Origin of the sequence: Streptococcus sp. 210928-DFI.4.42 (genome assembly GCF_020554365.1) — a bacterium.
In the GTDB taxonomy this organism is placed as follows: domain Bacteria; phylum Bacillota; class Bacilli; order Lactobacillales; family Streptococcaceae; genus Streptococcus; species Streptococcus parasanguinis_S.
In genome coordinates, this window is record NZ_JAJCHF010000001.1 from 148,618 (window position 1) to 160,162 (window position 11,545).

Below are 11,545 nucleotides of genomic sequence, written 5' to 3' on the forward strand. Positions count from 1 at the left end.
TTCTTTTTTCCATCCGATTAGTTTTACCAACTGTAGCAAATAAAAATGGAGTACAAAAAAAGCTACCCGAAGGCAGCTTTTCATTTCAATTAAAGTGAGTTAACATCCACTTTGATACCAGGACCTTGAGTTGTAGTCAAAGTCAAGCTAGTTACGTAAGTACCTTTAGCTGTAGCTGGTTTTGCTTTTTGGATTGTGTCGTTGAAAGCTTTAAAGTTTTCAACCAATTTAGTATCATCGAATGAAACTTTACCGATGATCGCTTGAACGATACCTGCTTTATCAGCACGGTAAGTGATTTTACCACCTTTAGACTCTTCAACTGCTTTCGCAACATCCATTGTTACTGTACCAGTTTTAGGGTTTGGCATCAAGTTACGTGGTCCAAGGACACGTCCAAGACGTCCAACAAGAGCCATCATGTCAGGTGTAGCGATAACTACGTCGAAGTCCAACCAACCATCGTTGATTTTCGCAACAAGGTCATCTTCACCTACGAAGTCTGCACCAGCAGCTTTTGCTTCTTCAGCTTTTGCACCACGTGCAAATACAAGAACGCGAGCTGTTTTACCAGTTCCGTTTGGCAATACCATTGCACCACGGATTTGTTGGTCAGCTTTTTTCACGTCGATGTTCAAGTTGTAAGCAACTTCTACAGTTGCGTCAAATTTTGCAAAGTTAGTTTCTTTTGCAAGAGCTACAGCTTCTTCTACGCTGTAGACTTTTGTGCTGTCGATTTTTTCAAGAGCAGCACGAAGTTGTTTGCTTTTTTTAGCCATTTTATCTTTCTCCTTGTAATGTGGTCATATCGATTTTCATCTCCCACGTCACTCGTCATTTGATCAAGTGTATTGCGGGCAAATAGGATTGTTACAATTAGTCAGTAACAGTGAATCCCATAGAACGAGCAGTACCTTCGATCATACGCATTGCAGACTCAATGTTTGCAGCGTTCAAATCTGGCATCTTAGTTTCAGCGATTTGTTGTACTTGTGCACGAGTTACAGTTGCAACTTTCGTTTTGTTCGGTGTACCTGAACCTTTTTCAACACCTGCAGCTTTTTTCAAAAGAACAGCAGCTGGTGGTGTTTTTGTAACGAAATCGAATGATTTGTCTTCATAAACAGTGATTACAACTGGGATGATCATACCAGCTTGATCAGCTGTACGAGCGTTAAACTCTTTAGTGAATCCCATGATGTTGATACCTGCTTGACCAAGCGCTGGACCAACCGGTGGAGCTGGAGTAGCTTTACCAGCAGGGATTTGCAATTTTACAAGTTTTTCGACTTTTTTAGCCATTTCTTAAATCCTCCTTTGTGGTTTTGGCGGTAATTACAGATTTTTACCTCCCACAAGTATGCTTTGTGCATACCTTTCTATTATACACGATTTCTCTTTTTTTGCAAGAAAAAATTAAAATATAGTAAACTTTTTTTTCGTTTTATGATAGAATGAAGCTATGTTAATCAAAGTTGCTTCTGTATTATTTATTTTTTTAACGCTGATTCTGAGTGGCATCATTGTTCACCTCTTTAAGCTTCAAAAAAGAGGATGGCGATCGACCGATATTGCCTTTCCTTTATTTGCCCTAGAGTACTACCTGATCTCAGACAGCGTCTTTTATCACAGCCTCTTACCGCTGCTAGCTTTAAGCCTTTCGCTTTTAGCTTTGGGGCTAACGATTTATTTCTTAAAAAAGAAAAAGTGTTTTTATTACCCTAGATTTATCAAATACTTCTGGCGTGCTGGATTTCTAGTCACCTTCTTACTCTATCTGATCTTAACAGCTAGTTTGTTTATCTAATGCCAAAAGGAGGCTGGGACAAAAGTCCTAGCCTCTTAATTGTTTTTGGATTATCGATCAAGACGCAGTGGTTGAGTGGTCTCTACCACGCTGATTTCATCAGCTTTTACAGCCCTACTCAACTGTGCGGAGGTGGGACGACGAAATCGAATTCTAACGAATTACCGATTTCTGTCCTACTCTCTTTTTTTTTATTTCTTCCGATGAAAGAACCATCCCACTAGTTTCTTGAAGACTTGAATCAAGATGAGAGCAAGAACCGCCATGATGGCGCAGATAACCAGTGTTTGAAGTCTCAAGGGGCTCATGTTAAAGAATCTACCTAGGATACTACTTGAAACCAGGAAGGCTAGGATATTTCCTAGAAGAACCAGTCTCTTGTAGTGATTGAGAGGCTGGGATTCTTGGTAGATGATGGTAAAGCCTACGAAGGCCATCAAGCAGATGGCTGCACTCGAGAGTTCTTCCGACCTCATGCCAAATGTAGAAGACAGCAAGACCATACTGAAGATCAGTATAAAATCCGTCAAGGCCGCAGGTAGCGCATTTTTAAAGACCGTTTCGATAAAGCGTCCTTTGATGCGCTCGCTATTGGGCTCAAGCGCTAGAAAGAATCCTGGAATCCCAATCGTAAAACCACTGATCAAAGACATCTGAGACGGCATGATGGGATAGGTAAAAGCTAAGAGCGTCACTGAGATAGCCAACAAAATAGAAAAGATATTCTTGATCAAAAAGAGACTGGCTGATCGTTGAATATTATTGACCACCCGCCGACCTTCTGCCACGATGGACGGCATCTTTCCAAAGTCGGAATCCAGTAAAACCACTTGCGCCATCTTTTTGGTTGCATCATTTCCAGATTCCATCGCAATACTACAATCCGCTGTTTTGAGGGCCAGAATATCGTTAACGCCATCTCCGGTCATGGCGACTTTATGCCCCTTTGCCTGCAAGCTTTCTACAAGGCTTTTCTTTTGCTCTGGTGTCACTCGTCCAAAGACCGTATATTGGCTCGCCGCTTGGTGCAAGTCTTCTTCCGTCAATAAGGTTCTAGCATCGATTAGCCCCTCTGCTCCTTCAATGCCTGCTTTTTGTGCAATAGCTGAGACTGTTGCTGGGTTGTCCCCTGAAATGACCTTAATGGTCACTCCTTGTTGTTTGAAGTAGGCGAAGGTTTCTTTGGCATTTTTTCTCAAAGGATTGGAGAGAACAATCCAGGCCACCAAGTCTACAGGAGCCTCTAAAGTCTCTCCCAGTTGTTCTCCCCGATATTTCCCAAAGGCCAAGACCCGATTGCCAGCCTGAGTAGCAGGAGCTATCTCCTGTTCAACCTCAGAGAAGCCCTCTCGTAAGACAAATTCTGGAGCCCCCAATACATAGATCCCTGATTCAAAGGCAATGGCCCCATATTTTTTCTTAGACGTAAAGGGCTGTATTTCAAGAGCCTTCCAAGGCTGGCTGACTGGAGTCTTGTGAAATTTTCGGATGGCATCCATGGTATCGTTTTGATCCATACTAGCTCCTACATACTGAGCTAGGGCCTCCAAGTCTTGAGCGTCTTTAACTGGACGAATCTCTGTCACTTCCATACCTGGCTCTGTAATGGTCCCTGTCTTATCGACACAAAGGACATCCACGCGCGATAAGGTCTCAATCCCCTTCATGCTATTGAGCAGGACCTTTTCCTTGGCTAATCTGACAGCACCCAGAGCCAGTGCCAAGGTCATCAAGAGATACAAGCCTTCCGGAATCATCCCGATCAAGGCCCCGACTGTTGAAGTCACACTGAGCTTGAGGCTATCACCTAAGCTGATATAGCTGCGAAGAAAAAGGAGCGAACCTAGCGGAATGATAAGGAGACCAATGATCCCCACAATACGATTGACCGCATGAACCATGTCAGACTCCTCATGAGACTTGACTTGCTTGGCTTCCAGGCTCAGTTGGTTGATGTAGGAGTCGTTCCCAACTTTTTCCAATCGCGCCAGTCCTTGGCCAGCGATCACAAAACTACCTGACATGAGTGCGTCTTGTGCTCCTTTTTTGACCTCATCGGCTTCACCGGTCAATTGCGACTCATCGACTTTTAGCTCGCCCTCCAGCAAGACCCCATCCGCATAGATCTGATCTCCAGCTTGAAAACGAACCAGATCGCCCTCTACCAGCTGATCGATAGATAGAGCGACTTCTTTTCCTTCACGAAGAACGATCGCCTCACTTATATGCAGAAATTGCATCTGACGCAAGATCCGTCTAGAGCGGACTTCCTGCACAATTCCAACTAAGGAGTTGACCACGACGACCGGAACAAACAAGAGATTGTTCCAAGACTTCACTGCTACCAGCAAGACAGCTAAGACCAGGAAAATCAGATTAAAGTAGGTAAAGACATTGTCTCGAATGATCTGCCCTACACTTTTTTCTGTCTTAATCGTGACCTTATTTTGCTTGCCCTCTTGGATCTTTTTCGCTACTTCTTCCTGACTGAGTCCTTCTAATCTAACCATTGCTTTCCTCACTCATGTATTTCCAAGGGCAATCCTTCTGGATCGAAGAAAAATGCCATCTTCTTGCCATCAAAATCATCATAGCGAAGACCTGTATTCTCAATACCTAGCTGATCCAATCTAGCTAGATAGGTCTCTACATCGTCCACTTGAAAGGCCAGATGACGCAGTCCCGCATGCTCAGGCAAGGGGAGCTTAGGCCGGTCTGGGGCCGTCGGTTTGATAAAGAGTTCTAAAGTCAGCTGCCCCTGACGGAGATTGATCAAGATATCTCCGCGTTCAGGACGGTCATACTCACTGACAATCGCAAAGCCCAACTGGTCCACATAAAAGTGCAACATGGCGTCGCGATCCCGTCCAATGATGGCAATATGATGAATCGTGTCTAACTTCATCTGGTCCTACTTTCTATTTTCTATAAAAAGAAAAGGGAGTGGGCCATATGCCCTTTTTCCCTATCCTTATGATTGTTGCAACACTTTTCGAGGTTTGGTTCCTTCAGCTGGTCCAATCACACCCGCTGCTTCCAACTCTTCCATGAGGCGAGTCGCCCGGTTAAAACCAACCGATAAGCGGCGCTGGATCATCGAAGCACTGGCTTTTTGGGTCTCGATGACGAGTTCTTTGGCCTCTTCAAAGAGAGGATCGCCTTCGTCTGAGCCACCCATGCCTCCGTCAAAGTCTGACTCCGATACTTCTCCTGGATCAAAGGCATCATCATAATCGGCTTCTGCCTGCTCTTTGACAAAGTTGACAATCCGCTCTACATCGTCATCTGAGATAAAGGATCCTTGTAGACGGATTGGATGATTTTCATCGATCGGTTTAAAGAGCATGTCCCCACGACCGAGCAATTTCTCTGCGCCATTTTCATCCAAGATGGTCCGTGAGTCGGTCCCAGATGATACCGCAAAAGCGACACGGGAAGGCACATTGGCCTTGATCAAACCTGAGATAACGTCAACCGATGGCCGCTGAGTCGCCAAGATCATGTGGATCCCTGCTGCACGCGCCTTCTGTCCCAGTCGAATAATAGCATCTTCCACTTCTTTACTTGCGACCATCATCAAGTCTGCTAACTCATCGACAATGACCACGATCAATGGGAGGGGCACTTGCTTCATCTCAGATTGGGCATTATACTCTGCCACCTTGGCATTAAAGCCAGCAATATTGCGAGCCCCCACTTTTGAGAAGAGCTCGTAGCGATTTTCCATCTCATCAACGACCTTCTGCAGAGCTCGACTGGCCTTGCGTGGGTTGGTCACCACTGGAATCAAAAGGTGAGGAATATCATTGTAGACAGAAAGCTCCACCATCTTTGGATCGACCATCATAAACTTGACTTCGTCCGGACGGGCCTTCATCAAGATACTCGAAATAATCCCATTAACCGCTACTGACTTACCAGATCCAGTAGAACCCGCTACCAAGAGGTGAGGCATCCGAGCCAAATCAAAGGTCCGAGCTGAACCATCTACGGCCTTCCCAAGAGGAATCTCAAGGAGTTTAGCTGGGTCTGTCTTGGACTGCTCCCACAATTCACGGAAGGAAACGGTTGCAATCTCTGAGTTGGGCACTTCAATCCCGACCAGAGACTTCCCTGGAATCGGTGCTTCAATCCGCACATCCTTGGCTGCTAGGGCCAAAGCCAAATCATCTGCTAGATTGGAGATACGGTTGACCCGCACACCGACAGCCGGCTTGACTTCATATTTGGTAACAGAAGGACCGATTTCCGCCCGCTCCACTGTCGCCTTGATGTTAAAGCTTGCAAAGGTCTCTTCCAAAATGCGGATATTCTGGCGAACGATGTTTTTCTCTTTGGATTGATTTTTGGGCTTGTCAGGTGCGAAAAGATCAATGGTTGGAAGCTTGTACTGGAGCAATTCCTTAGGTGTGAAATCCACTTGAACTTCTTCCCCATCGTCCTCGAATTCTTCGACTTCCGGAAGCTCTTCGTATGCTTCAGGCTCTTCAGGCCATTCTTCATCTGGCAGGTAGATCTCTGGTGTGGCTGGTGCAACAATTTCGGCTTCTGGGAAGGTCTCTGTGAACGGCTCTTCCGCCAGCACCTCTCCCGTTTCAGGATCTACAGGATGCCCTTCCATTGAAAGGGGAGTTGGAAGAACTGCACTTGCTTCTTCTTGCTCTCGTTCAGCTGCAGCAGCTTCCTCAGCAGCTCTCGCTTCTTTTTCAAGGAATTTCTGCTCGCGACGTTCTTTGCGTTTTTCCATAGAAGCGTGGAAGGCTTCCGATCCCTTTTCAAACAAATCATAGATGGAGTAAGGACTCATCAAGAGGATCCCCAATCCAATAAAGAGAAGGCCAATAAAATAAGAGCCAATATTTGAAAACAGGAAGGAAATCGGAGCATAAAGAAGGGCACCGATCATACCACCACCCGCAAAACTCTCCACCCGCAGATGAATCAAGTCTGCCATGATTCTTGAAAAAGTGACCTTGATTCCATCATTGTCTAAATGAAGGGAGGATACAAAGAAAGCCTGAAACATCAGGAGAACCCCAGCAAAGAAACTTAGGAATCCTGAAATCACCCCTTCGTGTTTATCCAGCCATTTAAAGGCATAAAGGTAGAAAAAGGTCGCTAAAATAGCTAAGTAAGCCAAACTCCCAACAAAGAGTCGGATCAAATTGTAGGCTAAGACCCCTACTGCCCCCAATTTCAAGGCCGCAAAAATTAAGACCAGACTAATCAGAATGGTCGCAATCATGCGATGAATTGCTTTTTTTCTTTCTAATTCTGCTTTGGACAGTCGTCTTGTCGACCGTGTTTTTTTTGATTGATTATTGTTTGCCATAACCTTTATTATATCACATTTTCAAGCTAGTTCTCTAGTAAAATCACTTCCACAAATTTGTAGCAGAAAGCAGAAAAACAGCACCGAGTGGGCACTGTTCTTTAGAGCTGTTTAGAACGATATTCAATGATGTTCAAATTCCAAAATGGATCTTACTCAGATTTTTTATCCTCCGGTGTGATGGTATCTAGAACTTGATCGACTTTTTGCTCTCTTTCCAATTCGTTATCCATTTGAATGATATCGATTTGATCTTGTACATTTGTTTGTTGGACTTGAGGTTTGAATGACGAGGCAAATCCTACTCCAATCACCAAGAGACTCGCTCCAAGGACACAAAGCCTTTTGACATGCCAAGCCATTGGCAAAGGAATTTTCGCTCGGAAACCTGATTTCTTGACCCAATCCGGATGGTCTAACATCACGCGATTTGCTGCTATCAGAGGCTTCATGTAGCCAAAGAGCGCAATGACCGTTGTCAAACCAATACCCCGAAAACGATTCTGATTCGATGGAGAAACATGGTTCACTTCCATCAGAACCATACCCGTAATCACTAAATTAATGACCAGTAATAAGCCCAAAGATCTCCATAGACCTTCTCTACGGTAGCATTTCAATTCATCAAACGACATCTCTTCAAAATGTTTATTCATGTTTCAAGTACTCCTGGTGTTTCTTCAAATACTTTTTGCCATACCATTCTTCCAGCGATTTCCCTTCGAACTCGCGATATTCCTCTGAATATTTATTTCGATAATAACCATACAGTGAATAGGGTAACATCATCACTACTTCCATACTCAAAACAATAATATTTGCAAAAAATACCATTCCTATAAATGAGATGGTTCCTAAAAAATCACCTTTTACTTCTCCAATTTTGGGGAAAAGAAATTTCAGAACCATCCAACCTGCTACAATTATTCCACCTAGTCCAGCAATGACTTCTATGATCTTTTGCTGTCTAGCAGTTACACTAGGATCCTGCACTCCATAAAGACGAATTTTTAGCGATTTCATTCTAAATTGGACAATCATAAACAATATGATTCCGGTAAGAACATAGAAAAAAACCAAACCCAAAATCGTAAGGTATCTACCTATGACGGTGATAAAAAACAAATTCAGAGCAAGCACCATCCAAATCAGATACAGATTCAAATTCAAGATACTAGTATAAGGAATCTTTGCATCATATTTTCTACGCAGATTTTTTCTACAAACAAGAAACCATAAAAACCAACACAAGAAAAACAGCCAGAGTGGATAGAAATTGATCCCCCAGGTTTCAACTGGTGCATCTGGATCAGGGTGATGAGTTTGCGACTCCATTAATGCAGAAAATCCAAACATGAACAGTATCCCCATAAATGAAAATAGTTTCCTCGCAATACTAAATGGCTTTGTGTAGATTTTTCGGCTATTTGTGTCCTTGACCATATAATCGATAAAGCCATCATGACGCAAACGACGGCTCTCATAAAAATTGGCCCTAAAGATTGATTTTTTCATTCTTATCTTCCAATAACTCCTTATATTTTTTCAGGCTCTTTCAATTAATGTCTATTTCGATTGTAGGACTTACAGATGACTGAATTCATCCTTCAAGTATCGTTTAGCCTTTCGAACGATATAGAGCGACTCATCTTCTGAAACCAACTTGCGAAAGAGCTCTTCAGCTCTAGACTGATCTCCTTTGAGAGCAGCATTCAAGGCTTGGTAGTAGATGATTTCCAACTGCTGGTACTTGAAGTCATTGCTTAAGTCTTCGAAATAATCATTGCTTTGGTGCGCAATGGTTAAATCATAAAGAGCGAGACAGACCTCTTTTGTTTTCTCAGCCAGTGTAGGGTCTGTAATGGTCAATTCATTTAACTGAGCCTCTAGCTCTTCTCTAGTCAAATCAGGATCTGTCAGGACAGTCGATCGCATGAGGTAACTCTCAAAAAAGTTCTTATATTTCTGCGGTAGTTCCTTCTGACTAAGTGCCTCCCTAGCTTCCTCTATAACAGCATCGAAATCTCCCATCATAAAAGAATAGGCGACCGATGTTAGCTTCATATCTATCTGTAAAATGGGCTTTTTCACATTCTTGTTCAACTGAAGGTATTGCTGCCAAAAAGCTAAATCTAAGTCTACATGGAGAATGGTGTTACACTTGTTGGTGTAGCTCTTCTTGAGCAAGTGGATGAATAAAAACAAGCCTGCAAGGACCAATAAGAGGCCCGCAGTCTGAAGAAGGGGATCTCTGACCAATAATCCTATACAAACAATCAGAAGCATTGCCAACAAGCCAGCAGATCTAATATAGAGTCTATAGTTTTTGCGCATTTGACCATAATTCATACACATCACTCTTTTCTATTCCTGTTTTCAATGTGGCTAGATTCAATCCTGTAATTCGCCATCTTTTCCATTGTAGTATTGTTTAAACTCTTCATAAGAATGGATTTCATGCTCCTGTCCATCTTTTGAGTAGTAAGCATCTATCTTTACTCCAGAGATTCGATCTTGACCGATATAAGCAAACCAGTGAAGTAGTTGGTCAAAATATTCCGCATTAGACATAGAGTCTTGACGTGGGTATAAGATGTAACCTTCCTTTGAAAGCTTTTCTTTCAATTCAGGATGTTCTTTAAAAATATTTAGATTTACGCTATTCTTATCTCTATACTCATTAAGCTCTATTCTTGACCCAATACGATACCCTGAATTTTTCACTACCAAACCACCTAAATTAGTATAGGAAGTAAGGATTGCGTCAATAGTTGACACTTCTGTATCTATACTTTCGGATTCAATAAATTCATGATGATCTAAATCATAAAATAATTCATATGATTTTTCTGAATCCTTTGACTCATAATAGCGAAACCATACAAGACTTTGACCTTTATTATTTATCACATCGAAATTTTTCGAGTAAGCCTTTGGAAATTTTTTTCGAATATCTTTTATGAAATCAACTTTCGTTTCTGCCATATCTCTACTTATATCATAATATCGAAATCCAGTATATTCTTTCTGTAAATTGTTTTTGTCTTGTTTTTCATTATAATTAAAACTGACCAAATAACGATTCCCTACAAAATAAAAATCTTTAGCTAGAATATACTCGTTATGATCGCCCCAGTATGATACATTCTTAATATCCCCTGCTTCTACATATGTTGAAGCAGATTCAGTTTTCTTGTGATGATTCGATTTTGGATAAATCAATACGAGTACACACCCAAAAATAAGTAGCAAACTAAATATCACTCCTGCCATCTTACTCTTTAAACATTTTTTCATTCTTTTCCTCTACAAAACCTATCGTTTTTTTCTTAAACCAATCAACTTATCTCCCATCATACCGAATTTTCTATCTCAACGCAACTTCCTTTTTAACTAGTGATTTATCAACCCTTGTCAATCTTGAAATAACTCTAGTGAATAGAGATTTCCATCTAAATTTGAAAGTATCGCAAAATTAAGGTACAATAGAGAAAGACAACTATGTTGGAAAGGAAGAATATGAAAAAATTAATCGCACTACTATTATTTTCCGGCTTGGCTTTAACAGCTTGTTCGTCCAATAAGACAGACGCTAACTCTTCAAGCTCAAGCAAAGAAAAGACAGAGCAGACAGCAACTTCTAGCTCTAGTGAAAAAGATCAAAAGAAAATTGAAGAAGATCAAAAGAAATTAGAACAACTGCGCAAAGATTTTAACGACGCCATGACCAATGAAAATGCCGTCTTCCCACAACTTTCAACTGACGTGGCTGAAGACGAAGCGGAGGTTAAAATCACAACGACAGAAGGCGACATCACTGTGAAGCTCTTCCCTAAATATGCCCCACTTGCAGTTGAAAACTTCTTGACCCATGCAAAAGAAGGCTACTACAATGGCTTACTTTTCCATCGTGTCATTAACAACTTTATGATCCAAACTGGGGATCCTAAGGGAGATGGTACTGGTGGTGAATCCATCTGGAAGGGCAAAGACAAATCCAAAGATTCAGGTACTGGTTTTGAGAATGAGTATTCTCCATACCTTTACAACCTTCGTGGAGCCCTAGCCATGGCCAATTCTGGTCCAAATACCAACGGTAGTCAATTCTATATCAACCAAAATAAGGAAGATATTTCTAGCAAGCTCCCGACTGATCGCTTCCCAGCTAAGATTATCGATGCTTATAAAAATGGTGGAAATCCAACCCTTGATGGTGGCAACTACACTGTCTTTGGGCAAGTCATCGATGGCATGGATGTGGTGGATAAAATTGCGTCTGCCGAAACTGATGATAAGGACAAACCAAAAACAGACATCAAGATTGAAAAAATCGAGATTTTAAAAGACTATAATTTCAAAAAATAATGAAAAGAGAACCGCACGGTTCTCTTTTTAAAATATTGATA

10 protein-coding genes and 2 pseudogenes are annotated in these 11,545 nt (G+C 42.0%); 2 read left to right on the forward strand and 10 right to left on the reverse strand.

The window, feature by feature from the left end; genetic code table 11:
* Positions 1-89: 89 nt before the first annotated feature.
* Both rplA and rplK read right to left on the reverse strand, forming a co-directional pair.
* Positions 90-779, reverse strand: a complete 690-nt coding sequence (rplA, locus tag LIZ08_RS00685; RefSeq protein ID WP_003005355.1) for a 50S ribosomal protein L1 — start codon at positions 777-779, stop codon at positions 90-92.
* 97 nt (positions 780-876) lie between these two features.
* The gene (gene rplK, locus LIZ08_RS00690; RefSeq protein WP_003005369.1) at positions 877-1,302 is read right to left on the reverse strand and encodes a 50S ribosomal protein L11; all 426 of its coding nucleotides are present in this window, start codon (positions 1,300-1,302) and stop codon (positions 877-879) included.
* A gap of 160 nt (positions 1,303-1,462) precedes the next feature.
* On the opposite strand from rplK, the gene LIZ08_RS00695 reads away from it, so the two are divergent.
* Positions 1,463-1,807 carry a DUF3397 family protein gene (locus tag LIZ08_RS00695; protein ID WP_021153646.1) on the forward strand — a complete coding sequence of 115 codons (345 nt, stop codon included), beginning with the start codon at positions 1,463-1,465 and terminating at the stop codon, positions 1,805-1,807.
* Positions 1,808-1,998: 191 nt separating this feature from the next.
* Here the strand turns inward: LIZ08_RS00695 and LIZ08_RS00700 are convergent, their stop codons facing one another.
* From LIZ08_RS00700 to LIZ08_RS00730, 8 genes and pseudogenes are all read right to left on the reverse strand, one after another.
* The gene (locus LIZ08_RS00700) at positions 1,999-4,317 is read right to left on the reverse strand and encodes an HAD-IC family P-type ATPase (protein ID WP_227038051.1); all 2,319 of its coding nucleotides are present in this window, start codon (positions 4,315-4,317) and stop codon (positions 1,999-2,001) included.
* An 8-nt stretch (positions 4,318-4,325) separates the two neighbouring features.
* Complete coding sequence (locus LIZ08_RS00705) at positions 4,326-4,712, reverse strand: VOC family protein (RefSeq protein ID WP_195326747.1); 387 nt, start codon at positions 4,710-4,712, stop codon at positions 4,326-4,328.
* A 66-nt stretch (positions 4,713-4,778) separates the two neighbouring features.
* A pseudogene (locus LIZ08_RS10445) lies at positions 4,779-6,233 on the reverse strand (DNA translocase FtsK); the annotation flags it as partial.
* Between the two features lie 243 nt (positions 6,234-6,476).
* A pseudogene (locus LIZ08_RS10450) lies at positions 6,477-7,139 on the reverse strand (DNA translocase FtsK); the annotation flags it as partial.
* 152 nt (positions 7,140-7,291) lie between these two features.
* A complete protein-coding gene (locus LIZ08_RS00715; protein ID WP_227038054.1) occupies positions 7,292-7,795 on the reverse strand; it encodes a hypothetical protein in 504 nt (167 codons plus the stop codon).
* Positions 7,788-8,654 (reverse strand): hypothetical protein, encoded by an 867-nt coding sequence (locus LIZ08_RS00720; RefSeq protein ID WP_201089566.1) that lies wholly within the window; start codon positions 8,652-8,654, stop codon positions 7,788-7,790. Before LIZ08_RS00720 ends, LIZ08_RS00715 begins: the two co-directional genes overlap by 8 nt.
* 69 nt (positions 8,655-8,723) lie before the next feature.
* A complete protein-coding gene (locus LIZ08_RS00725; protein WP_201089564.1) occupies positions 8,724-9,488 on the reverse strand; it encodes a hypothetical protein in 765 nt (254 codons plus the stop codon).
* A gap of 42 nt (positions 9,489-9,530) precedes the next feature.
* Positions 9,531-10,436 carry a hypothetical protein gene (locus LIZ08_RS00730; protein WP_201089562.1) on the reverse strand — a complete coding sequence of 302 codons (906 nt, stop codon included), beginning with the start codon at positions 10,434-10,436 and terminating at the stop codon, positions 9,531-9,533.
* Positions 10,437-10,658: 222 nt separating this feature from the next.
* Here LIZ08_RS00730 and LIZ08_RS00735 point away from each other — a divergent pair, with 222 nt between their 5' ends.
* Positions 10,659-11,504: a peptidylprolyl isomerase gene (locus tag LIZ08_RS00735; protein WP_201089560.1), complete on the forward strand. Its 846-nt coding sequence runs from the start codon at positions 10,659-10,661 to the stop codon at positions 11,502-11,504.
* The last annotated feature ends 41 nt before the right edge of the window (positions 11,505-11,545 follow it).

Bases quoted from the DNA above. Each gene is read 5' to 3' on its own strand.
- LIZ08_RS00725 (WP_201089564.1), bottom strand. From the start codon at position 9,488: ATGAATTATGGTCAAATGCGCAAAAACTATAGACTCTATATTAGATCT.
- LIZ08_RS00735 (WP_201089560.1), top strand. From the start codon at position 10,659: ATGAAAAAATTAATCGCACTACTATTATTTTCCGGCTTGGCTTTAACA.
- LIZ08_RS00700 (WP_227038051.1), bottom strand. From the start codon at position 4,317: ATGGTTAGATTAGAAGGACTCAGTCAGGAAGAAGTAGCGAAAAAGATC.
- LIZ08_RS00730 (WP_201089562.1), bottom strand. From the start codon at position 10,436: ATGAAAAAATGTTTAAAGAGTAAGATGGCAGGAGTGATATTTAGTTTG.
- LIZ08_RS00720 (WP_201089566.1), bottom strand. From the start codon at position 8,654: ATGAAAAAATCAATCTTTAGGGCCAATTTTTATGAGAGCCGTCGTTTG.
- LIZ08_RS00715 (WP_227038054.1), bottom strand. From the start codon at position 7,795: ATGAATAAACATTTTGAAGAGATGTCGTTTGATGAATTGAAATGCTAC.
- LIZ08_RS00705 (WP_195326747.1), bottom strand. From the start codon at position 4,712: ATGAAGTTAGACACGATTCATCATATTGCCATCATTGGACGGGATCGC.
- rplK (WP_003005369.1), bottom strand. From the start codon at position 1,302: ATGGCTAAAAAAGTCGAAAAACTTGTAAAATTGCAAATCCCTGCTGGT.
- rplA (WP_003005355.1), bottom strand. From the start codon at position 779: ATGGCTAAAAAAAGCAAACAACTTCGTGCTGCTCTTGAAAAAATCGAC.
- LIZ08_RS00695 (WP_021153646.1), top strand. From the start codon at position 1,463: ATGTTAATCAAAGTTGCTTCTGTATTATTTATTTTTTTAACGCTGATT.